Below are 22057 nucleotides of genomic sequence, written 5' to 3'. Positions count from 1 at the left end.
TGAACCTGATCGGGGTGCCGTTTTTTTGCCGCGGGCCTCAGTGGCTGACGAAATAGTAAGCCTGGCGCCCGACTGTCATGCGTTTGACCACCCGCAGCGGAGCCTGGGGTTCCTGCTCGGCGGCCATCAGCGCCACATGTTGCGGCGAGGCCGCGAGGAAGGCGTGCAGCTGGGCCTCGGTCTGCAGGTCCGGCAACTGGCTTTGGGTGTAGAACACGCTGGCGCCGCCGACCCGCTCATTGGCTTGATAGATCCCGACCTGATGCTGGTCAGCCTGCAGCGCCTGCACCTGATTCATCAGCGGCAGAAACGACAGCGTGCGGTCGGCCCGGGGCGCAGCCCACTGGGCGGTGGCCAGGTAGCTGCACACCACCAGCGTCATGATGCCCACTGCCAGGCCACGACGGTGCTGGCCCAGTTTGCCCAGCCAACCGCCCGTGCCGACCTGCCGACCCAGGCGCTGGTACAGCACCGCGGCGTATTCGGCGGCCAGGACCGCGGCGGCCGGGGTCAGCGACATCAGGTACACCGTGCGCTTGCTCGACGCCAGGCACAGCAGGGTGAATTGGGCCACCAGCCACAGGCTGAAGAACAGCCGGTAGCGGTTCTCCATCAGGCTTTTGCGAAAGTGCCACAGGCCCAGGTAGACCAGGATGTTCCACGGCAGAAAGGCCTGGGGCAGCTTGGCCAGGTAGTAGTAGAAGGGCTCGTAATGCCCGGCTTCCTCGAAAGAGCCGTCGAAGCGCCCGACGCTGTTGGTCCACAGCACCTCGCCCAAGGCTTGCAGGCCGCCGCGCTGATACAGCAGGTAGAGCCAGATCAGCAGCGGGATCAGGCCCAGCAGGGTAAACAGCGCCGGGCGCAGCCAGTGGCCCACAGAGAAGCGTTTTTCCAGCAGGCTGTCGGCCACCAGGTAGGCAAAGATCACCACCCCGGGCATCGCCAGGCCGAGCACCCCCTTGCTCAGGGTGGCAATGGCGATCCCGACGGCGAACAGCAGCCAGGCCAGCAGCGCCGGTTGCTGATCGGCCTGGCGCCGCTGAGCCTGGAAGAACGCCAGCAGTGCCAGGGTCACGCCCAGGCTGAGCAAGGCGTCTTCGCCCACGCCGCGCACGTTGCTCCAGTAACTGGCCATGGTCGCCAGCATCGCCGCCGCGACCCAGGCCACCGTTGTCGGCCGGCCAAAACGGCGCAGCATGGCGTACAGCAGCATGACACTGAACAGGCCGGCAAAGGCCGAGGCCAGGCGCACGGCCCAGGGAGTGCCGCCGAAGGCGCGGATGGCGCCGGCGTCGAGCCACAGGCTCAGCGGTGGTTTTTCCAGGAAGGGCTGGCCGAACAGGCGCGGGGTCACCCAGTCGTTGTCCAGGTGCATTTGCATGGCGATCCCGGCGACCCGGGCTTCGGTGGAGCCTTGCAACTGATGATTGCCCAGGGCGAAAAAGAACAGCAGGCCGGCAAGCAGGAAGAGCAGCGGGGCGGGTCGCGACATGAGCTTGGGGCCACCAGTAGAGGGTTGATCGAAGTGCCGCGAGGCAATCGACGAAGTATACGGGGCCAATTCTTAACAATTCGTGAACGGCGGGCGCGATGCTCCCGGGCTTCAGCCTTCCGGCCGCCAATACGCCGCCGCGTGCTGGCCGAACAGCTCGGCGTAGGGCGGCTCGCAGATGCCCAGGACCGTGACTTCCATGGCGTCTTCCCCGCAGTCGGCAGAAAAGTCCTGGAGACACACCCCGGCGGCGACCAGCGGGCGGCCCTGGTAATGCACGCTCAGGCCCAGGTCGCTCTGGTCGCCCTCGGCCCGGGCGCGGATCAGCGCCTGCACCTGGGCATAGGCCGGCGCCGGGATAAACAGGCCGAACGCCACGCCCATGGGCGGGTCGCCGGACTCCAGTTCGGACCAGCCGATCAACTGTGCGTGATGCCAGACTTCAAAGCGCGGCATGGCCTCAGTCCTCCTCCTGAAACCAGGCGCAGGCGATGCGCCCGGGGGCCAGGGCCAGCACGCCGCTGTCGAAGGTGCAGTCACTGACGGCGGTCCAGCTGACCTCGCCGCCGGGGTTGTCCGGGGTCTTGATCAGTGGGCCGTTGGTATAGAAGGCCGCGCCGGGGGCGGCGAGGTGGGTCATCAGTTCGGCGGCGAAGCGCTGGGCCTGGGCCCTGGCCATGAGTTTCTGGCGGTGGACCATGTCGCGCCACAGCAGCCAGACCAGCACCTGCTCGGCCTCTTCGGCACTGATCGCGCAATAGATGCCCGGGCTGTCGAGCAGGCCGAAGCGGCGTGCGGCGTCTTCCACCGACCCGGCTTCCCAGGCCTGGATGCCCATGATCGAGTTGCCGACATCGCGCAGGTCGAGAATCTGGTGTTCCAGGGCGTCGAGGGAAAGTGCAACGGGCATTTCAGGTTTCCGGGCAAATCACGATAGTCTCTGCCAGCGAGGCTGGAAGCGCAGGGCAGTGATGCTAGCGCACTCGGGCCTCGTTGCGCTGTATCAACCCCCTTTGCAACACCCGAGAAGGAGATGGACATGTTCAGGTTCCTCACGATTACTGAGCCGCCGCAAACCCCCGCGCATTGCCATGGAGGCTCCGTCAACGGAGCCATAGCTGCCTGGGAGCTGAAAAATCTGGCTCTCAATGCAAAGGGGTTTGTTTCATGTCCAAAGAGTTACTCGGAGTTTCTGCTGTAGGGTTGATGGTGCTGGGCGAGTTCTGCGCCATCTACAGTGAAGTGGTCGCCGCGCGCCTGGCGCATACCGGCAACACCACCTGGGCCGACCTGGCATTGCCGGTGTTGATCATGTGCTTTGCCGGTATCTGCCTGATTGGCGCGTACTGGCTGGGGTATGTCGCGGTCGGTGATATCTGGCTGATTACCGTGGTCTCGGTCACCTCGTTGCTGCTCCTGGAGCCGCTGGTGATCTGGGCGATCTTCCATGAGCAGCCGGGGCGTGGTGCCTTGATCGGGTTCTGCCTCGGGGCCCTGGGCATGCTCTCGGCGGTATTCCTGTAGAACGCTGCGCTGGGCGCAGCCACTCGCCTCTGGCCCGGCAGGCAATCTGCCGGGCCAGGATGTTCAGGCCCCCGGGCCTGGACTCACACAGCCGGTTTGGGAAAGTAGCGACTGGGCGCATCCCCCAGTACTCGCCGAAACACACTGCTGAAAGCGCTCGGGCTGCTATAGCCCAAGTCGGTCGCGACCCGGGTGATGGCCTCGCCCTCGCCCAGGCGCGCCACGGCCGCCAACAGGCAGGCCTGCTGACGCCATTCGACAAAACTGATGCCGGTCTCCTGGCGAAACAGGCGGGTGAAGGTGCGCCGGCTCATGTTGACCTCGCGCGCCATGCAGTCGATGCCGATTTCCAGGGACGGCTGGGCCAACAAGCGCTGGCAGGCCTTTGCAAGGCGCGGCTCATCGGGCAGCGGGGCGTTCAGCGACAGCGGGGCCATGGCGGCGATTTCATGCAGCAGCAAGGTCATCAAGTGCCCGTCGTGGCTGTCTTCGGCGTAGAGCGGGGGAATGTCCATGGCCCGCAGCAGCAACTGGCGCAGCAACTCGGACACCCCGAACACCTGGCACCGTGCCGGCAGCTGGAGCGCGGTGGCGGCGGGGGTACGGATGTAGGTGTTGAGCATGGTCACCGGGCCGCTCATGTGCATTTCATGGGGCACGCCGGCGGGCACCCAGACCGCCCGTTGCGGCGGCACCACCCAGTTGCCGGCATCGGTGAACAGGGTGATCACGCCGCTGGCGGCCAGGGCGAATTGGCCGCGTTGGTGGCTGTGGCGCGGGAAGTGCTGGCCGGGGTGGTAGTCGTTGGCGGTGACCACGGCGTCGCGCGGGGTGTTTTCGTAAGGATCGATATCTATCTGGCGCATGGCCCGAATTTAATGATCAATGGCCTGGCATTGCAAGCGGGCCATGGCACGAGCTGGTCATAGTGGCGTCTTCGCCGGCGCGCCTCTGCGCCGGCCTTTGTGCTGGAACGCGAGCTGATGCAGAACCGACACTTGATCCTGGCCGTGCTGGTGACAGCGCTCTGGGGCTTTAATTTTCCGATCACCAAGCTTGGCCTGGCCAACCTCGACCCGCTGCTGCTCACGGGCCTGCGCTTTACCCTGGCGGCCCTGCCCTGGGTGTTTTTTATCCGCAGGCCCCAGGTCGCCATCGGTTGGCTGGCGGCGTATGGCGTGATCTTCGGGGTGGCGATGTGGGCCTTGATCAACCTCGGGATCAAGCTGGGCGTGGCGCCGGGCACCGCCGCGCTGCTGATCCAGTTCAGCGCCTTTTTCACCCTGGGCTGGGGCGTGTTGCTGTTTGGCGAACGCTTGAGCCGGGGGCAAGTGCTCGGCCTGGTGCTGGCGGCGCTGGGGTTGCTGTGCATCCTGCAAGGCAGCCCGGGGCAGGGCACGTCACTGGGCTACGGGCTGTTGTTGATCAGCGCCCTGAGCTGGAGCCTGGGCAACGTGATCATCAAGCGCTCCGGGGTGCGCGAGATATTTGCCTTTGTGGTCTGGTCGAGTCTGTTTGCGCCGCTGCCGCTGTTTGCGCTGACCTGGCTGAGCCAGGGTTCGGCGCCTTTTGCGAACCTGGCGAGCGGGCTGGATCAACGCACCCTGTGGTCCCTGGCGTTCCAGGTGTATGGCGCCACGCACTTCTGCTACTGGGGCTGGAACCTGTTGCTGCGCGAGTACCCGGTGTCGCGGGTGGCGCCCTTGTCGTTGCTGATCCCGGTGTTCGGCGTGCTGGGCTCGGTGTTGCTGTTGGGGCATCAGGTCGATGCCCGGGAGGCGCTGGCCATGGTGCTGATTCTGTCGGCGCTGGCCGTGGGCCTGATCAAGGGCCGGCGCCCGCCCCAGGAGCCCTGCGCCACCCGCTAGGTTTACGCCGGGCTGGTGCCGGCCGCGGCATCGAACACTGCCAGGGCCATGGGCAGGGTGGCCAGCAGCCGTGGTTGTTCGATGCCGTCCCGAGCCTGCACCGACAACCCGTGCAGCAGGGTGGCGTAGCAGTCGCCCAGGGCTTGCACCGGGGTCTGGCGCGGCAGTTCGCCGGACTCCACGGCCTGTTCCAGGCGCTGGATGATCGAGCGGGTGCGGTCGCGCCGATGCCCGGCCAGCCACTCGCGGATGCTGTCGTTATCCAGGGTGCAGTTGGTCGCCGATGACACCACCATGCAACCCAGGGGCCCGTCGGGACGAGTGTAGAGCTCGATGGCGTCGCGCAACATGCGCTCGATGGCCGCGCGTGCCGTGGGCTCCTCGCTCAGGGCCAGGTCGGCAAAGGCGCCTTCACCGTTCTCGTACAGGGCAATGGCTTCGCGAAACAACGCTTCCTTGGAACCGAAGGCGGCGTAGATGCGGGCCGAGGCGATGCCCAGGGCCTGCACCAGGTCGGCCATGGACGTGGCTTCAAAGCCGCGCTGCCAAAACACATCGCGGGCCTGGCGCAAGGCCTGGTCTCGATCGAACTCCCGGGGTCTGCCGGCCATGCTGTGGATGCCTCGCCTGAATGAAGGGGGTGTGCCGGCGTGCATTATTGATCGATCGACAAAAAAATCAAGCCCGCGTATTGACGGGGTCCTGGCGCGGCCTCTATTGTTTGTCGACCGACAAATAATAGGAGTGCCCGATGAAAACCCTCAAAGGACCGAGCCTGCACCTGGCTCAATTCAGTGACGCCACGGCGCCGTTCGACAGCCTGCCGTCGATTGCCGCCTGGGCCGCTGGCATGGGCTTCAAGGCCTTGCAGTTGCCGGCCTGGGATGAGCGTCTGTTCGACGTCAGCCTGGCCGCGCAAAGCCAGGATTACTGCGATGAAATCAGCGGCGTGGTGGCCGAGCACGGGCTGGTGATCAGTGAGCTGACCACCCACCTGTTCGGCCAGTTGGTGGCGGTGCACCCGGCCTATGACAGCCTGTGCGACGGCTTTGCCCCGGCCCGGCTCAAGGGCAATTCGGCGGGCAAGAGCCAATGGGCCCTGGAGCGTTTGCAGATGTCGGCCAAGGCCTCGCGGCGCCTGGGCCTGACAGAGATGGGCAGCTTCTCCGGCTCCCTGGCCTGGCCGTATTTCTTTCCGTTTCCGCAGCGCCCTGAAGGCCTGATCGATTCGGCGTTTGCCGAGCTGGCCAAGCGCTGGCTGCCGATCCTCGATGCCTGTGACGAGCAGGGGGTCAACTTGTGCTACGAGATCCACCCCGGCGAAGACCTGCACGACGGCGTGACCTTCGAGATGTTCCTGGCACGGGTGGGCAATCACCCGCGCTGCAAGATGCTGTTCGACCCCAGCCACTTCGTGTTGCAGCAGCTCAATTACCTGGACTACCTGGACATCTACCACGAGTTCATCGGCATGTTTCACGTCAAGGACGCCGAGTTCAATCCCACCGGGCGCCAGGGGGTGTACGGCGGTTATCAGGGCTGGGCCGATCGTGCCGGGCGCTTCCGCTCCCTGGGCGATGGCCAGGTCGACTTCAAGGGGATTTTTTCCAAGCTGGCCCTGTATGACTACGACGGCTGGGCGGCGCTGGAGTGGGAGTGCTGCCTCAAGGACCAGCAGCAGGGGGCTCGCGAGGGCGTGGCCTTTATCAACCAGCACATCATCCAGGTGACCGACAAGGTGTTCGACGACTTCGCCGGAGCCCCGGTGGATCAGGCCCAGATCAATCAACTACTCGGCATTGCGCCGGTCGCGGCATAAGGATGATGAGCATGGACAACGCTGAACAAATGGCCTTTGCCGGACACGAGCAGCGCCACGGTTATGTGCGTATCGACGGCCTGCGCCTGCACTACGTGACGCAGGGCCAGGGCCGGCCGGTGCTGCTGATACCGGGCTGGCCGCAGACCTGGTTCACCTGGCGCCACGTGATGCAGGCGTTGGCCGAGCAGGGCTACCAGGCGATTGCGGTGGACCTGCCGGGCATGGGCCTGTCGGATAAACCCCGGGACGGCTACGACACCGGCACCAGTGCCGGGCGCCTGAATGCCTTGATGCAGGCGCTGGGGCACGAGCGCTATGCGGTGCTGGGGCATGACGTGGGCATGTGGATCGCCTACGCCCTGGCCAGCGACCAGCCGCAGGCGGTGGAAAAACTGGTGCTCACCGAAGCCGTGATCCCGGGGCTGGCCCCGGCGCCGTCGATCTTCGCCCCGCCGGAGCTGAATATTTTCCTCTGGCACTTCATGTTCAACCAGTTGCAGGACTTGCCCGAGGTGCTGATCACCGGGCGCGAGGCGCAGTACCTGGCCTACATGTTCGAGAAGTGGTCGTTTCGCCAGGACCGGGTGGCGGTGGACACCTACGTCAAGGCTTACTCGGCGCCGGGCGGCCTGAGTGGCGGCTTTGGTTATTACCGGGCGATTCCCGAAACTATCCGCCAAAACCAGCGGCGGGCGGCGACCCCATTGGCCATGCCGGTGCTGGCGATTGGCGCGCAGCACGCCACCGACAATGCGCCGCTGGAGACCCTGCAAGGCAATGCCCTGGATCTGCGGGGCGCCATCGTCGCCGATTGCGGGCACTTCATTACCGAGGAGGCACCCGAGGAGTTCATCGCCCTGGTGCTGCCGTTCCTGTCGCAGCAGAACTGACAGCACCCGCCTCGGTAAACCAGCGCCTGCGCAGCGGGCAAAGGCGCTGCGCTGGGGGAAACGCCTGCGTCGCTGATCAGCGCAGGTGCCGGCCGCTGCGCCACCAGAACACCGCCCCCAGCAAGGCCCCCGAGGCGCTGAACAGCGGCGCCAGGGGCCAGCAGCGCTCCAGGGTGCTGGGGGATACCTGCTCTTCGGCTGGGTCGGTATAGAAATCGGGGTCCAGCTGCATCACCAGAGGAATGGTGGGCAACGCACTCAGGGCGCCGCACAGCAGGTAGATCGCGATATGGCGCCAGGTAAAGCGCTGGGCCAGCCAGAAGAACAGGGCGCAGGGCAGGGCCGCGACGGTGCCGACCACCATGACGCTCAAACAGCCGATCGCCAGGCTGAAAGACATCACCGACGGCAGGCTGCTCCACCGCGTGGGGCTGCCACCGAGCATCAGCAGGCCGAACGACAGGGCCACAACCAGGGACAGCGCCGCGACGCCGACCAGGTAGGTGATAAACCAGTCAATGACGCGCACGGTACGAATGGGGGTGGAGGTGGAGGTTCGGGACATGGGGAAGCGGACCATTGAGGGCTGATGACCGCACAAGGCTATCGATAGCGGGCGCGGCACACTGTGGAGTTTGCGTGGTTTTCCTGTGGTGAATCGGGGCTGAGGCCCGCCTGCACAATCGTACAAGACCCTGTTGCCTGAGCCTTGCATGCTGCCCGCCGGATATCGGAGGTGGTTATGCAAGGCAGTGAATTGGAATGGACACCGGGCCGCTCGAGTGTCTGGCGCCGGGTGGCACCGACGGCGCTGGCCATCGTGCCGGTCAGCCTGCTGTTCGGGGTGCTGGCGGAGCGTGCGGATTGGTCCCTGCTGGAGGTGGCCTTGATCGGCGTGCTGGGGTTTTCCGGCAGCGGGCAATTTGCGGTGCTGCCCCTGGAGCAGTCCGGGGCGGGTTTTTTCACCATGCTGCTGGTCACCGCCTCGATCAACAGCCGCTACTTGCCGATTGCCTTTACCACCGCGGGCCGCCTGCCCCGGCCCTGGGGGCGCAAGGTGCTGGCTGCGCACATGCTCGGCGATGAAGCCTACGCCACCGAACGGGAGCAGGACGGGCCCGGGGTGGTGCTGTTGATTCGGGCCACGATCTTTCTCACCTGGGCCGCCGCTGGGGTCCTGGGTGCGCTGCTCGGCCAGTTGCTGCCGGCGCAATGGATCGGCGCCGAGGTCAACCTGGGCTACCCGGCCAGCGTGGTGCTGATGTATTTGTCGATTTCCCAATTGCGTGGCCGCCTGCTGCACGTGGGTGAGCGCTGGCTGCCGATGCTCGGTGCGCTGACGGTGTGCGTGCTGTGCGCCTGGGGGCTGATCCAGTGGCTGGGGCCGGTGTATTTCTGGATCCCCAGTGTGCTGCTGGCGACCCTGATCCTGACCTGGGCCAAGCTATGAACCCCTCGACGCTGATGGCCATTGCCGCGCTGTTCACCGCCAGTTGCCTGGTGCGGATCGTCCCGGCGCTGGTCCGGGTGCCCTTGCCCGGCAGCCTGCAACGCTGCCTGGAGCGGGTGCTGCCGGTGGCGGTGTTTATCAATTTTGCGCTGTACATCGCCTACAGCGAGATCAGCCGCGACCCCCTCGCCGCCAGCCTGTCTATGCTGCTGGTGGCAGGCCTGGCGCTGCTCACGGGTTGCGGGTTGATCAGTACCGCCGTGATCGGCACCGCCGCCTACGCACTGCTGCTTCACCTGTATTGAAGTCCGCGCGGCGAGGGTGCTTGCTCGCGCAGCGGCCGTAAGGCCTGTGTTCGCGGTGTGGCGGCGGACACGCTGCCGCGCCACAAAAAAAGGCTGTTGCCCTCGATGGCCGGGGTTTTTCGCGCCTGTTCAGGAGGCGTTCAGGGGGTTCCCCGGCACCATGGCCACGCCTATTGAGCGGCGAATCAACCTGACGGGTCAGCGATGGATCACAACACAAGGTATCGCGTCGAATCGTTTTGCATCCTGCTACTGGCCCTGGCGCTGTTCACCCTGGGGATCTGGGACCAGCCGCCCCAGGGCTTCGATGGGCGCTGGGCGCTGTTTCTCCAGGAAATGTTCCGCCACGGCCCCAGCCTCTTTCCCACCACCTATGGCCAGCCGTACCCGGATTACCCGGGCACCGCGACCTGGTTCAGTTGGCTGTGGGCCCAGTTGTTCGGCGCGCCCAACCACCTAGCCAATGTCTTGCCGACCGCCATCGCCTCGGCCGGGGTCCTGGCGCTGTTGTATCGCCTGCTCGTGCCCTATGGCCGAGCCTGGGCGTTGCTGGCGGTGTTGCTCACGGCGCTGACCTCTCAGTTGCTGGACAAGTCGCGTTCGGTCTGTATCGACCAGATGGTTTCCCTGCTGTGCCTGGGGGCCTTCTACCTGTTGCACAGTGGCGAGCAGATTGGCTCGCGCTGGCGGCGCTACGGCGTATTACCGTTGCTGGTGCTGGCGTTCGTCATTCGCGGCCCGTTGGGGCTGATCGAAGTCTGCGGCGTGGCCTGTACCTATTGCCTGCTGGGCCCGCTGCGTTCGCGCGCCGAGCGCCTGCGGGTGCTCAAGCAGGTGCTGGCCTACGGCTTGCTCGGGCTGGTGCTGCTGGCTGGCTGCTGGTGGGGATTGATGCACCTGGCACGCCTCAGCGGCGGCCAGGCGTTTGCCGATCAGGTGTTCAACATGCAGGTCAGCGGTCGCCTCGATGAAAGCGGCGAGCCGTTCTTTTTCTACTTCCAGCTCAGCCTGTATCGCTACTTTCCGGTGGTGCCCCTGGCCCTGGCGACGCTGTTTGCCCTGCGCCGGCAGTGGCACCTGCGGCATGCCCGGGGCGATCTGCAATTGGTGCTGCGCCTGGCGGCATGCGGCCTGATGATTCTGCTGGGGCTGTCGGTGCCGCACTTCAAGCGCGCCTATTACATCCTGCCCATGGTGCCGATGTTCGCGGCGGTGGCGGCTTACGGCTTGCTCCATGCCCAGGGCTGGATGCTCAAGGTGCGTGGCGCCTACACCTGGCTGGTGGCGGTGTTGCCGACGGTGTGCATCGTGGTGCTGTTTGTTTGTCGGCACAGTTGGCACAAGCACGGCTACTGGCCGCCGGTGTCCCTGCCGCTGCTGGTGGCGGCGTTTGTGCTCCTGCAACTGCTGGCGATCCAGGGCTGGCGCACCACGCGCCAGGCCGTGGGGCGCCGCCTGGTACTGCTCAGCCTGATCGCCCTGGCGGCTCAATGGTGGCTGTTGATCAAGGTGGTGGAGCCGGCCAAGGACCTGCAGTTCGACACCCGGGGTTTTGTCGGCCAGGTCGAAGGGTTGCGCGCCGCGAGCCCGGGGCCTCTGGTGTTTTTCAACCTGGGCCAGGACACCTGGGCCGTGCGCTACATGATGAACCTGGACCACGACGAGCAGCCGTTGTTTATCGCCCAGGCCCAGCGTGCACAGCTGGACGCCTTGCCACGCGGGGCCTGGGTCATCGTGGCGCGCAAGGATCGGGCGCTGTTGCAGGGCAGCGTGCTGGAGTCATCCACCCCGGCCTTTGAAGGACGCTTGAACGACAGCCCGTGTCTGGTGTTCCAGATGCCATAAGCCTTGGGCGCTGTACGAAAACCACCTGGGCTTCGATTATGCTGCGCAGTCCAGTGTGCGGTTTTATAGCGGGAGAAGTTATGCCGTGTCTGATTCGATTGGCCCGTGACAGCGATGCACCCGGAGTCAGCCGGGTGATTCTTGCCGCGTTGCTCGGCAGCAACGCCCAGGACTATCCGCCCAGTGTCATCGCCCGGGTCCAGCAGAGTTTCACGCCGGCCGCGGTGGCCGAACTGATGAAGAAACGCCAGATGTACGTGGCCTTGATCGGCGGTGTCCCGGTCGGCACCGCCAGCCTCGACGGGCGCGCCGTGCGCTCGGTCTTCGTCGACCCCCGGATGCACAAGCGCGGCATCGGGCGGCACCTGATGTTCGTGGTCGAGCGCGCAGCCCGCGAGGCGGGGGTGAGGGTGCTGGCAGTGCCGTCATCCTTGACCGCCCAGGCCTTCTACGCGCGGCTTGGCTACCAGGTGGTGCGCGAGATCGAGGACGACGGCGAGCGCACCATCGTCATGGAACGCGAACTGTCCCCTGAGCCGTGAACGCGAAGCCTGTTGTGCGGCCGCAGCCTGTATTCGTTTCGCGCCACTGACGAAGGACCGCACATGCCCAGGCCCCGAGCCCTGCTGGCGCTGATCCGGCAACCCCTGCCACCGGCCCTCAGCAGCCTGGGCTTGGCGAAGGCGCGCGGGGTGTTCTGAACTCGCCTGCTAGACCTCGCAGAGCATGCCGTCCGTGAGGTCGAGAGTGCCGTTGGCCAGCCCCCTGGCGACATGCTCGATCAGCCCCTCGATCCCGGGCGCGACCCGGCTGCGGTAGGTCTCGTCATGGAAGTAGGCGAGCACTTGCCCAGGCTGCCCGCCGGGTGCCGGGTCAAGGTCGACGCACAGATAATCGCCGCCGCCATTGGCCATGATCGGCAGCCACTGCGGCCACCACCAGGTCGGGCGAATACCGGCATCCACCTGCATCGGCTCGTGGTCGGGGTCTTCTTCGTTGACCCCGCCCGGGAAGAACTCGTTGAGGAAGGCCGCGCGCTCCACCACCTCGCTCAAGGGCATCCAGGCAAAGGCATCCAGCAGCGTGGCGGCACCTTCGGTCTGGCCGTCGGCGATGGCGTAAAGCGCGCGCAACATGGGCGGCAGGGGCAGCCCGAGCTGACGCTCAGCCTCGGCCATTTCGGCCTCTGATGCGCCGGGCCGGAACATCGGCGGCAGGTCCGGCGCGCGTTGCGCAACCCAATGGGCGATGGCGGCCAGGGTCTGGGCGTGGGAGGAGGTAGCGCTCATGGGGTCAGCCTCAAAGGGGGAGTGTACTCAGGCGTCTGGTTGATCGTCTTCCAGGCAGAGCTGGGCAAAATCAACGCAGTCCTCGGGCACTAATGGATGGACCTGGACGTCCTTCAGCAGTTGCGTAAAACGCGCCCGGGAAATCAGCCCCAGGGCGTCACGCTCGGCGTCTTCGAGCTGCATCGTGCGGCTCAGCCAACCGAGAACCTGGGTGCTGGGCTGGCGCGCCAGGGACGCCAGCAGCGCCCCTTCGTAGGCGGGAATGGCCTGGGCTTCGATCAGCATCCCGAACGGCCCGGGGCCGCCGTAATCCAGTTCCGGATAGGTTTCGACCAAGGCCAGGATCTGCTCCAGTACCTGCGGGTAGTCATGCAGGCGCAGGGCGTCGAGGTGCTGGTAGGCGCAGTCGATGACGATCCATTTATCGTTCTGGGCGCGTGATTGTTCGGCGGCCTCGGCCAGGGTGGTGAAAATCGAATTCAAGGCTGTGGTCATGCTTAATCACCAAGCGGTTGGAAAGGCTAGGGTCAGGCTATCGCCGCGACAAACACCGGAAGGATATGGCGCGTCGCCTCAGGCGTGTGGATCTGCCTCGGCAGTTCGTGCCAGTCGGCATACAGGCGCTGGGCGATGTCTTCGACCTTATCGGTGCGCCGGGTCTTGCGCCCAAAGGGCAGGCGGCCGTGGCTTTGCGAGACCAGGCTGAAGCGCAGCTGGCGTACCTGGGCGTCGTGCCAGCAGTAGAACAGCATCGCGCTGGGGCCCAGGCTGGCGCGACGGGCTTCGAGGATGGCGTTGATAAAACCACCGATGCCGGCCACGGTGATGCCCGGGGTCTGCTCGTCGGTGGGTGAAAACTGCCACAGGTTGCTCTGGGCTTCGTGGTTGATGTGCTGCGGATCGATCACCACCTCATCCTCCCGGGCCAGGTCGAGCCACTGTTGCAGCACTTGGGACCCGTCGAGCCGGTAGTAGTCGGTGCGGATACGGGCCATGGCGTGGGCCACGGGCTCGGGGTTCCAGGCGGTGATTTCTTCCTGGAGGCGTGCATTCCACAGGCAGATGACGTCGATATCAGGGTCCAGCTGCACCGCGAACGCCGAAGGCCCGGTGCCGCAAATGGCCCAGACATCCGGCAGTTCACCGTTGCGGAAAAACCGCACCTGGCCCGTCAGTGAGGGGAAGTGCCGATACAGCTCGGCAAACAACGTTTCGCCAAAGCCGCTGTAGCGAGCCAGGGCCTGCTGCTCGCTTTCGGCTTGGTAAGACACTGCCGGGTTTAATAGATCGTGCATCCTGCACCGGGTGTAGATAGGGGGCGGCAAGCTTATCAGAGGCCGAATCGATACCGGTACAGGGCGCAACGCTTGCGGTTTACGGGGCCGGGCTGGGCTCGCCGATCAGGATGTCCTCGAAAAATGCACCGACGGCTTCGGTGGGATGGCAGAGCTGAATTTCCAGGACCCAGACCATCTCGCTCGGCACGATGTCCAGCTCGGCCAGTTTTTTGTTGCCGAACAGGGCGTGGGGGAAGTCGGCGATGCGATGCCCGGCCAGGTTTCGCTCCAGCCTCCAGCCCTTCGCCGCCGCGCTGCGCTCTGCGAAATCGTAGAGCCCGCACCCGGTCAGCCCCCGCTGCCAGGCCTCGCGGGTTTCGTCGAAGACCTCATGCAAGGCCGTGACGCACGCCCGGTGCAGCGGGTGCTCGCCGAACACGAAGGTGTCGCCATAGTCGCCTTCATAGCCGTCCCACACCGGGCCGAGATCGACCACGGCGATATCGGTCGCGCGCAGTTGGCGCAGGGGGTCGATGCCTTCCCGTGGCGAGCGAATGGTGTCTTCGCCGAAGCGGATGTAGGTCGGGTGCCAGGTGTGGGAGGCGCCCATCCGGGTCAATTGCCGGTTGGCCATGTCGATGGCTTCGGCGGTGGTCATGCCGACCCGCAGTTGGCTGGCGATCAAGGCCAGGGCGCGCACCGATTGCTCACGGGCTGCCAGCATGCCGTCCAGGGAATAGCGCGGGCCGACCTTCTCCCACACCGGGTCCAGGGGCTTGAGTGTCGACACCGTAGCTGGCATGCCGTTGGGCACAAAGGCTTCCGCGACAAAACGGTGGGCCGCCAGCCCGGCAGCCAGGCATTGCGCGCGGACCTGGCTGATCATTGTGCTGTTGCCGCAGGCGTAGACCTGGGCCTCTGCCCAGGGATGCCCGTGGTCGAGTGCAACCTGTTGCACCCGGGCTTGCGCCGCCAGCACCGGGTGCCAGGCAAACCCCGGGTGCTCGACGCTGGCCCGGTCCAGGAAGTCGCGGTCGTAAAAGTCCGCCGGGCCTGAACCGCCCCAGTACAGCATCAGCCTCGCTCCCCGGGCCAGGGCGTTGAGCAGGATCGGCCTGACCCCGGCATAACCGGTGCCGGTGGCGAACAGGACGACCGGACGATCGTCATCGTGCTGCCAGGTACAGGCGCCGAACGGGCCTTCCAGGGTCAGGGTCTGGCCGATCTCCAGGGTCGGCAGGATGCCCTCGGAAAACCGCCCGCCACGCACCTGGCGAATATGAAAGGTCAGTTGCCCCTGATCCTCGGCCGGGAGGTTGGCGATGGAGTAACAGCGGCTGTGGTCCTCCCCCAGACGCAACTTCAGGTATTGCCCGGGCCTGACTTCAAGGGGCTCCCGGGTGCTCGGCTGCAGCACCAGCTCGATGACGTCGGTGCTCAAGGCACGAAGGCTCAGCACGCGGGCGTCGATCGCCAGGGTCGGGGTGTCCAGGGACCAGCCGGGGATCTCCAGGCGCATGTCGGCGCAGGCATGGCTCTGGCACAAAAGCAGTTCATCGGCTGCCAGGGGGAAGGAGGCCGGAGCACCATTCGCAGCCGGGGGCGTGGCGCGGTATTGCCCGCTGATCACCTTGACCTTGCACGACCCGCACGCCCCACGGCGGCAGGAGAACGGCACCGGCAAGCCGCTGGCGAGCATGGCGTCGAGCAGCAGCTCATCCCCGGCGTCAAAGGTTTTTCCCGATGGCGACACTGCAATGACATGGCGTTGGTTCATAAGGACCTCGGGTAAGTGAGGCCTGATTGTTGCGCTAGACTAGGACCATTAGAACCTCCAGTTTTGGATACTTCAGATGGTCCAGATGCGTAAATGGCGGCCCTTGCTGCAACTTGAGGGGAGCGAGACCCGGGCCTCTTACCGGCGGATTGTCGACGGCCTGGTAAAGGCCATCGTCGACGGGCGCCTGAGCCCCGGGACGCTGCTGCCCGGGACACGGGAAATGGCGCAGCTGCTCGACGTCAATCGCAAGACCGTGATCCTGGCCTATGAAGAAGCCATCACCAAGGGCTGGCTGGTCAGCGAGCCGCGCCGGGGCACCTTCGTCAACGCGCAACTGGCCGCCCAGCCCAGCGCCCGCGGTGCCCAGCCGTCATTCGCCCTGGAACTGCTGGCGCACCCCGCGGTGGCGTATTTCACCCAGGGCGAGCAGGTGCCGGCCTTGCAGCATCGGCCCGGCACGCTGTTCATCGATAACGGTGCGTGCGACCACCGCCTGCTGCCTCAAGCCGTATTGCACCGCTACTACCGCACGGCGCTGCGCAGCAGTTTCGCTTCCAACACCGTGCGTCACGGCAGCGAGCAAACCAGCCACTACCTGCGCAGCGCGCTGGCCGACATGCTGCGCCACAATCGCGGCCTGGCGGTTGGCGCCGAGCATATCTGCCTGACCCAGGGCACCCAGATGTCGCTGTACCTGACCGCCAGCGCGCTGCTCCAACCCGGCGACGTGGTGCTGGTGGAACGCCTGAGTTATCCACCGGCGTGGGAGATATTCCGCAAGCTGGGGGCGCAACTGGTGACCCTGGACCTGGACAGCGAAGGCTGCCGGGTCGATCAGATTGACGCGCTGTGCCGGGTGCACAAGGTGCGGATGATCTACCTCACGCCTCATCACCAGTTCCCCACCACCGTCAGCCTGCACGCCGGACGCCGGCAACAGTTGCTGGCATTGGCCAGGCACCATGATTTCTGCGTGATCGAGGAAGACTACGACCACGAGTACCACTTTGACGGGCGGCCGTACCTGCCCCTGGCCAGCGACAGCACGCAGCGCCACGTGATCTACATCGGCTCGCTGTCCAAGGCCCTGGGGTCGACCTTCCGTTGCAGCTATGTGGTGGCGCCCACCAATGTCATTGAGGTGCTGGAGCGACATGCCGCGCTGACCCTGGGCCAGGGGGATGCGGTGATGCAGCGGATGCTCGCGGACCTGATCAATGACGGTGAACTGAAGAAGCACCTGCGCCGGGTTTCGAAGGAGTATCTGCGGCGCCGTGAAGCCCTGCACAGTGGCCTGCTGGCAGCGTTCGGCGAGCGGATTTCAGTCCGTGAGCCGGAAGGCGGGCTGGCGCTGTGGGTCGGTTTCGAGACGGCAATCGATGTGGATCAACTGGTAAAAAAGGCCCTGGAATTTGGCCTGGTGGTGCGCAACGGTCGCCAGTTTTCGCCGCTGGATCAACCCGAGAATGCCTTGCGCATAGGCTTCGCCTCGCTCAATCGGGAGGAAATCCGGCAGGCCACGGCGCGTCTGGCGCAGGCGGCAGCAGCCATCGCCCCCTAGGCAATGCAGGCTCAGCCGCTGCCCAGAGGGGTTGCCCGCGCGCCTTAGCAGGGCGGCGGCCTAGGCCAGTGATCCCCACACCTGCACCAGGCCGAACAGGTGCACCAGGCCATAGACCAGGCACACCACCGAGCTGACCACCACGAAGCGCACGCTGCGCCCGGTGCCGACCAGGGTGAAGGGCCCCAGCAGGCCGCGCAGCAGGTAGACCAGGGTGATTGCGCACAGGGCCGGGCGCAGCAGGGGCAGCGGCTCGATGACGCCGGCCGCAGACAGGGCGTACGCCGCCCATGCGCCGAGCACCAGGGCAATCCCTGCCGTGACCAGCGCCGGAAACCAGCGCCCGGCCTGGGCCGCCCGCACAAAGCGTTCGCCCGCGCCAAACAGGCGATACCAGGAGGGCCCGCCCACGATCACCCCGACATGCATCAGGGCCGCCAGCAGGCTGAGCCCGGCGCCGATCACCAGTGCCATGTTGTATTCGTTTGTCATGCCATCGCTCCTTGAGGCCCGAGGGCCACCCTGAGCCCGGAGGCGTTGCCGCGCCAGGGCTCAGGGTAGCCACTTGATCAGCTGGTTGCCGCTTCGGCGCGGGTGCCGACGTCCATCACCTGGTAACGCACGTGACGCCCGCACACCGCCGCGGCCGCTTCCACGCCGCCGGTCATGGCGCCAAAGATACCGTGCCCGGTACGGGTGGAAGCGCCGCACAGGTACAGGTTGCGGATCTCGGTCTTGGCCCCCGGCCGGTTGTGCAGGAAGTACTCCGGGGTAAAGGCCAGGCCGTAGGAGGTGCCGCCTTCGGAGCCGATAAAGCGCGTCACCGAGAACGGGGTCGAGACCTCCTGATACACAATGTGCGCCGACATGTTCGGAATCACCCGTTCCGCCAGGGCAATCAACTGGCGCGCGTAGCGGTCTTTCTTCGCCAGGTAGGCCGGGTTGGTGCGGTAGCTGCCATCGTCCAGCTCAGCCTGGGTCACGCCCCAGCTGTGGGGGGTGGAGGGCACGGCCGACATCAGTTGCAGGTTGTAGATGCCTGGCGGGGCGATGGCCGGGTTGTCCGGGTCTTTCATCGTCGCGTTGCCGATGAACAGATGGGGCTCGTCGGGGAACTCGCCGGCGAACACGTCGCGGTAGGCCTTCTCGTAGTCGTAGCCGGGGTAGAGGCGGTAGTTGGTGTTCTTCAGGCCCATGGCCTTGAGGTCCATGTCGATGCCCAGGTAGACCACGCCCATGGCCGGTGACATTTCAAACTGCTCGGCACGGCGCACGGTCTGCGGCTTGAGGTGTTCACGGCCGATCAGGCCCAGCAGGGACTGCTTGAGGTCGGCATTGCAGATCACCGAGTCGGCCTTGACCACCCGCTTGCCCAGGTGCTTGTTGCTGAACTCGACGCCCACCGCGCGACCGTTCTCGATCAGGATGCGTTCGACCTTGGAGCGCAACAGGATCTTGCCGCCCTTGCGCTCGACCACTTCGCCGAGCTTGTCGGAGAACACCTGGCCACCGCCCGAAGGGTAGTAGGAGCCCTGCAGGAAGTGGTTGACCACCGCCGCATGGCCGGCCATGGTCGCGCGGCTTGGCGGCTGGTGATAGACCCCCAACTGCCCGGTCAGCACCGCCCGCAGGCGTTGATTCTGGGTGCAGGTGTCGAGGAACTGCGCCACCGTCGATTTGGCATGGCGCATCAGCATCCACGAACGTGGCAGCACCCACAGCGCGGTCAGCGGCCGCGAGTGGATGCCCATGAAGTCCCAGACCTGCTGCAGCATCTTGAAGTAGCGGTTGATCCCCGCCCGCTCCTCGGGAAAGGCCTCCAGCAGCTTCTGGCGAAAGCGTTCATAACCACGGGGCACCGCGAACTCGAAGGCAGGGAAACACAGGGTCTCGAAGCCCTCCGGGTCCTGCTCGATAAATTTGATTTCACCGTCATTGATCCCGGCGCCACGCAGGATTCGCGGAATCAGGCCGTGCTTGCCGCAGTCCCCGATGTAGTGCAGGCCGACATCGAACTCGTAGTCCTTGCCCTTGCGGTGGAACACCGTGGCGCAGCCGCCCATTTCGTAGTGCATGTCGAGCACCAGCACCTGTTTGCCGCGATTGGCCAGGGTTGCCGCCGCCGTCAGGCCACCGATGCCGGCGCCGACCACGATCACGTCAAAGGTGTCGCTCTCTAGGGTCTTGAATCGATCAAAGCTTTGCATGGGATAGGTTCCAGTGGCGCATCAGGCATGGGCTAGGTGGTGGTCGCGGGTCGGGTCGACCGCCTCGGCTTCACGGATCAGGTGGGGCAGCTTGTTCGGCTGGCGGCTCCAGTGTTCGTGGTTGGCCAGGGGCGGGATCCGTTGCAGGATCACCGGCCAGTGCTGGACCAGCTCGGCGTTGAGTTCGATGAAATGCCGGTTGCTGTCATCGAGCTGGTTCTCCGGCTGGATCGCTTCCTCGGGGCATTCCGGCAGGCACAGCCCACAGTCGACGCATTCCTGGGGGTTGATGGCGATAAAGTTCGGCCCTAGGTGGAAAGCATCCGCGGGGCAGATATCGACGCAGCTGGTATGGCGGCATTGAATGCAGTTGTCAGTCACTACGTAGGTCATGGTGTGTCTCGTAAAAGTCGGGTTTGACAGGGGGAGGGCGCCACTCAGAAGTAGCGGTCGACCAACAACCGCGCCGACAGCATCGTTCCGATGAAGCCTGCGCCCGGGAAGGTCCAGGCCCCGACCTGGTACAGCCCCTTGACCGGGTATTTCTGCGGGAACCGGTTGAACAGCCCGGATTGCCGGGTGTTCTGCTCGAAGCCGTAGATCGCGCCCGCCGGGTTATGGGTGAACTTGGTCATGGTCCGGGGCGAGCCGCTCTCGCAGACCTCGATGTGCTGCCTCAGGCCGGGAATGACCCGTTCGGCGTTGGCGATCAGCAGCTCGGTGAGTGCCTGCTTCTTGCGCCGGTAGTCGAGCTTGTCCAGGGCCAGCCACTCCTTGGCGCCGGTCAGGGTGAACAGGCCCAGGCTCGACTTGCCGGCCGGGACCATCGACGGATCGACGTTGGAGAAGTAGTTGATCGACCAACTGGTGTTGTCGCCATGCAGCTCGCCGGCCTGGATGTGCTCGAACTGTTCGCTCTGGGTTTTCTCCGGGGCGAAGAAGTGGATGTACTCCTCGGGGCCCACGCCCAACTCGCTGAGCGGGCAATCGAGCCCCAGGTAGACCTGGAACCCGGACACCGACAACTTGAGCCGGCGCAGGCGCGAGCGGTACTTGGCGTCGAAGTGCTGCTCGCCGGCCAGGGCCACCACCGCATGGGGTGAAATATTGGCCACCACATTGCGCGTCTTGACCCGCCCCGACTTGCGCGTCACCACGCCATTGATGCGCCCGCGCTCGATCACGATCTGGTTCACCGCCGACTCCAGCTCGACCCGGCCACCGTGCTGCTCGATGACTTCCACCAGGGCGTTGGACAGGGCCTGGGAACCGCCCTTGATCGAGTAGCCGCCGTTTTCCAGGTAGTCGATAAAGGGGTAGGAAAAGTAGCCGAACGCCAGGTCCTTGGCCGGCAGGCCGTAGTAGCTCCACTGCGCCGACAGCACTTCCTTCAGGCGTTCGTTGGCGGTGAAACGCGAGAAATAGTGGTCCACGGTTTCGTGGCCATACTTGAGCACCCGCGGGTAGACCAGGGGCGTGGCCATCAGCCTCATCCAGAACGGTTTGCGCGAATACAGGAAGCCGCACAGGTCCTTGTAGTTGCGCTGGGACTCGGCGAACAGGCGGTTGATGTTGTCGACTTCCTCGGGAAAGAAGCGGAACAGCTCGCGCTTGTAGCCTTCCAGGTCGCGGTGCCCGACGGTGATGTCGACGTCCTGCGAGCGATAGCGGTACAGGGTCGGGTGATGCAGAAACTCGACCTTGTCCGCCACGCCGCAGGCCTCGATCACATTGAACGACTCGGCGCCGCGCACCACGCCGTCGAACGAGTGCAGGGACACATCGAAGTTGAAATCCTTGCGCCGGAAATTGCTGGCATAACCGCCGGGCACATTGTGTTTTTCCACCACCAGTACTTTCTGGCCGCGTTGCGCCATCAGGCTGGCACTCGCCAGCGCGCCAAGGCCCGCGCCGACGAAAACCGTATCGTATTCTTGACTCATTACATCTCCAGGCTCTGCGGCCGGATCGGGACAGCTCAATCAGACCGTCAGGCCGCCGTCGATTACGAATGTCTGGCCGGTGATGTAGTCGGCCTGGTTCGACAGCAGGAAGCTGGCCAGGGCCGCCACTTCACGCACTTCACCGAAGCGCTTGAGGGGAATGGTGTCGGTGATCGACTTGCGCACCGGATCGGCGATCTGCTCGACCATTTCGGTGGCAATGAACCCCGGGGCGATGGCGTTGACGTTGATCTTGAAGCGCGCCAGTTCCAGGGCCATGGTCTTGGTGATGCCGATCATCGCCGCCTTGGTCGCCGAGTAACTCAACTGCCCCTTGTTGCCCTTGAAGCCACTGACCGAGGACATGTGCAGGATCTTGCCGCGGCGCTCGGCCGCCATGGCCGGTGCCAGGCATTTACTGAAATACACCGCCGAATCGAGGTTGGTCGCGATCACATCGCGGTAACGCTCGATGTCGAACTTGAGCAGCAATTGGTCACCGGTGACCCCCATGTTGTTGATCAGGCCGTAGGGCTCGCCGAGGGTTTCCACCAGCTGTGCGCACACCGCCTCGACCGACCCATGGTCGCGCCCGTCACAGGCGTGGCCGTGGGCCAGGCCACCGCTGGCCGCCACCTCCTGCTCCAGTTGCCGCGCCGAGTCGGCTGAAGACTGGTAGGTGAACGCGACTTGATACCCTTCCCGGGCCAGGGACGAAACCAGTGCGCGGCCAATGCCGCGACTGCCGCCACTGACCAGCACCCATTTGCCGTTTGAAGCCTGCTGAACATCCATGATCTACAT

At 65.2% G+C, this 22057-nt stretch carries 24 protein-coding genes; 9 read left to right on the top strand and 15 right to left on the bottom strand.

The annotated features are described in order from the left end of the window. Positions 1 to 37 precede the first annotated feature (37 nt). The 3 genes from CF161_RS27865 to CF161_RS27855 form a co-directional block, all read right to left on the bottom strand. Positions 38 to 1492, bottom strand: coding sequence for a glycosyltransferase family 39 protein (locus tag CF161_RS27865; protein ID WP_020299976.1), 1455 nt, complete (start codon positions 1490 to 1492; stop codon positions 38 to 40). Between the two features lie 111 nt (positions 1493 to 1603). Next, a complete protein-coding gene (locus CF161_RS27860; RefSeq protein ID WP_020299975.1) occupies positions 1604 to 1948 on the bottom strand; it encodes a hypothetical protein in 345 nt (114 codons plus the stop codon). 4 nt (positions 1949 to 1952) lie between these two features. Beyond that, positions 1953 to 2402 (bottom strand): hypothetical protein, encoded by a 450-nt coding sequence (locus tag CF161_RS27855; RefSeq protein WP_020299974.1) that lies wholly within the window; start codon positions 2400 to 2402, stop codon positions 1953 to 1955. A gap of 296 nt (positions 2403 to 2698) precedes the next feature. Between CF161_RS27855 and CF161_RS27850 the strand changes: the two genes are divergently transcribed. After that, positions 2699 to 3016: a hypothetical protein gene (locus CF161_RS27850; protein WP_020299973.1), complete on the top strand. Its 318-nt coding sequence runs from the start codon at positions 2699 to 2701 to the stop codon at positions 3014 to 3016. Between the two features lie 83 nt (positions 3017 to 3099). Here CF161_RS27850 and CF161_RS27845 read toward each other — a convergent pair whose 3' ends face one another. After that, a complete protein-coding gene (locus CF161_RS27845) occupies positions 3100 to 3882 on the bottom strand; it encodes a helix-turn-helix domain-containing protein (RefSeq protein WP_020299972.1) in 783 nt (260 codons plus the stop codon). A gap of 117 nt (positions 3883 to 3999) precedes the next feature. On the opposite strand from CF161_RS27845, the gene CF161_RS27840 reads away from it, so the two are divergent. Continuing rightward, the gene (locus CF161_RS27840; RefSeq protein ID WP_020299971.1) at positions 4000 to 4884 is read left to right on the top strand and encodes an amino acid metabolite efflux pump; all 885 of its coding nucleotides are present in this window, start codon (positions 4000 to 4002) and stop codon (positions 4882 to 4884) included. A 2-nt stretch (positions 4885 to 4886) separates the two neighbouring features. Here the strand turns inward: CF161_RS27840 and CF161_RS27835 are convergent, their stop codons facing one another. Further along, the gene (locus CF161_RS27835; protein WP_020299970.1) at positions 4887 to 5495 is read right to left on the bottom strand and encodes a TetR/AcrR family transcriptional regulator; all 609 of its coding nucleotides are present in this window, start codon (positions 5493 to 5495) and stop codon (positions 4887 to 4889) included. 140 nt (positions 5496 to 5635) lie between these two features. On the opposite strand from CF161_RS27835, the gene CF161_RS27830 reads away from it, so the two are divergent. Next, complete coding sequence (locus CF161_RS27830) at positions 5636 to 6703, top strand: sugar phosphate isomerase/epimerase (RefSeq protein WP_020299969.1); 1068 nt, start codon at positions 5636 to 5638, stop codon at positions 6701 to 6703. Positions 6704 to 6714: 11 nt separating this feature from the next. Next, on the top strand, positions 6715 to 7596 hold the full coding sequence (locus CF161_RS27825; RefSeq protein WP_020299968.1) for an alpha/beta fold hydrolase: 882 nt from the start codon (positions 6715 to 6717) through the stop codon (positions 7594 to 7596). Positions 7597 to 7672: 76 nt separating this feature from the next. On the opposite strand, the gene CF161_RS27820 is transcribed toward CF161_RS27825, so the two are convergent. After that, positions 7673 to 8161, bottom strand: a complete 489-nt coding sequence (locus CF161_RS27820; protein WP_020299967.1) for a hypothetical protein — start codon at positions 8159 to 8161, stop codon at positions 7673 to 7675. Positions 8162 to 8338: 177 nt separating this feature from the next. Between CF161_RS27820 and CF161_RS27815 the strand changes: the two genes are divergently transcribed. From CF161_RS27815 to CF161_RS27800, 4 genes are all read left to right on the top strand, one after another. Then, positions 8339 to 9046: an AzlC family ABC transporter permease gene (locus CF161_RS27815; protein WP_020299966.1), complete on the top strand. Its 708-nt coding sequence runs from the start codon at positions 8339 to 8341 to the stop codon at positions 9044 to 9046. Further along, complete coding sequence (locus tag CF161_RS27810) at positions 9043 to 9351, top strand: hypothetical protein (RefSeq protein WP_043230580.1); 309 nt, start codon at positions 9043 to 9045, stop codon at positions 9349 to 9351. Before CF161_RS27815 ends, CF161_RS27810 begins: the two co-directional genes overlap by 4 nt. A gap of 204 nt (positions 9352 to 9555) precedes the next feature. After that, complete coding sequence (locus CF161_RS27805) at positions 9556 to 11196, top strand: glycosyltransferase family 39 protein (RefSeq protein ID WP_020299964.1); 1641 nt, start codon at positions 9556 to 9558, stop codon at positions 11194 to 11196. Positions 11197 to 11276: 80 nt separating this feature from the next. After that, the gene (locus CF161_RS27800; RefSeq protein WP_043230576.1) at positions 11277 to 11738 is read left to right on the top strand and encodes a GNAT family N-acetyltransferase; all 462 of its coding nucleotides are present in this window, start codon (positions 11277 to 11279) and stop codon (positions 11736 to 11738) included. 168 nt (positions 11739 to 11906) lie between these two features. Here CF161_RS27800 and CF161_RS27795 read toward each other — a convergent pair whose 3' ends face one another. The 4 genes from CF161_RS27795 to CF161_RS27780 all read right to left on the bottom strand — a co-directional run bounded on the left by CF161_RS27795 (position 11907) and on the right by CF161_RS27780 (position 15539). Beyond that, entirely contained in the window at positions 11907 to 12485 is a 579-nt protein-coding gene (locus CF161_RS27795) for an SMI1/KNR4 family protein (protein ID WP_020299961.1), read from the bottom strand. Positions 12486 to 12512: 27 nt separating this feature from the next. Next, on the bottom strand, positions 12513 to 12980 hold the full coding sequence (locus CF161_RS27790; protein WP_043230573.1) for a hypothetical protein: 468 nt from the start codon (positions 12978 to 12980) through the stop codon (positions 12513 to 12515). Positions 12981 to 13012: 32 nt separating this feature from the next. Continuing rightward, positions 13013 to 13780, bottom strand: coding sequence for a hypothetical protein (locus CF161_RS32945; protein ID WP_156882743.1), 768 nt, complete (start codon positions 13778 to 13780; stop codon positions 13013 to 13015). 79 nt (positions 13781 to 13859) lie between these two features. Further along, positions 13860 to 15539 (bottom strand): M24 family metallopeptidase, encoded by a 1680-nt coding sequence (locus tag CF161_RS27780; RefSeq protein WP_020299958.1) that lies wholly within the window; start codon positions 15537 to 15539, stop codon positions 13860 to 13862. A 76-nt stretch (positions 15540 to 15615) separates the two neighbouring features. Here CF161_RS27780 and CF161_RS27775 point away from each other — a divergent pair, with 76 nt between their 5' ends. Beyond that, positions 15616 to 17103 carry a PLP-dependent aminotransferase family protein gene (locus CF161_RS27775; protein ID WP_020299957.1) on the top strand — a complete coding sequence of 496 codons (1488 nt, stop codon included), beginning with the start codon at positions 15616 to 15618 and terminating at the stop codon, positions 17101 to 17103. 60 nt (positions 17104 to 17163) lie between these two features. Here the strand turns inward: CF161_RS27775 and CF161_RS27770 are convergent, their stop codons facing one another. From CF161_RS27770 to CF161_RS27750, 5 genes are all read right to left on the bottom strand, one after another. Beyond that, positions 17164 to 17595, bottom strand: coding sequence for a hypothetical protein (locus tag CF161_RS27770; RefSeq protein ID WP_020299956.1), 432 nt, complete (start codon positions 17593 to 17595; stop codon positions 17164 to 17166). 77 nt (positions 17596 to 17672) lie between these two features. Then, entirely contained in the window at positions 17673 to 19310 is a 1638-nt protein-coding gene (locus tag CF161_RS27765; protein ID WP_020299955.1) for an NAD(P)/FAD-dependent oxidoreductase, read from the bottom strand. A gap of 21 nt (positions 19311 to 19331) precedes the next feature. Continuing rightward, positions 19332 to 19703 (bottom strand): ferredoxin FdxA, encoded by a 372-nt coding sequence (gene fdxA / locus CF161_RS27760; RefSeq protein ID WP_020299954.1) that lies wholly within the window; start codon positions 19701 to 19703, stop codon positions 19332 to 19334. Positions 19704 to 19747: 44 nt separating this feature from the next. Continuing rightward, a complete protein-coding gene (locus tag CF161_RS27755) occupies positions 19748 to 21253 on the bottom strand; it encodes an NAD(P)/FAD-dependent oxidoreductase (protein WP_020299953.1) in 1506 nt (501 codons plus the stop codon). A 39-nt stretch (positions 21254 to 21292) separates the two neighbouring features. Further along, positions 21293 to 22048 (bottom strand): SDR family NAD(P)-dependent oxidoreductase, encoded by a 756-nt coding sequence (locus tag CF161_RS27750; RefSeq protein WP_020299952.1) that lies wholly within the window; start codon positions 22046 to 22048, stop codon positions 21293 to 21295. Between the last annotated feature and the right edge of the window lie 9 nt (positions 22049 to 22057).

The organism is Pseudomonas sp. CF161 (assembly GCF_000416215.1).
GTDB lineage: Bacteria > Pseudomonadota > Gammaproteobacteria > Pseudomonadales > Pseudomonadaceae > Aquipseudomonas.
Note: the sequence above shows the minus strand (reverse complement) of the source record. Positions and strands in the feature narration are given on the sequence as shown.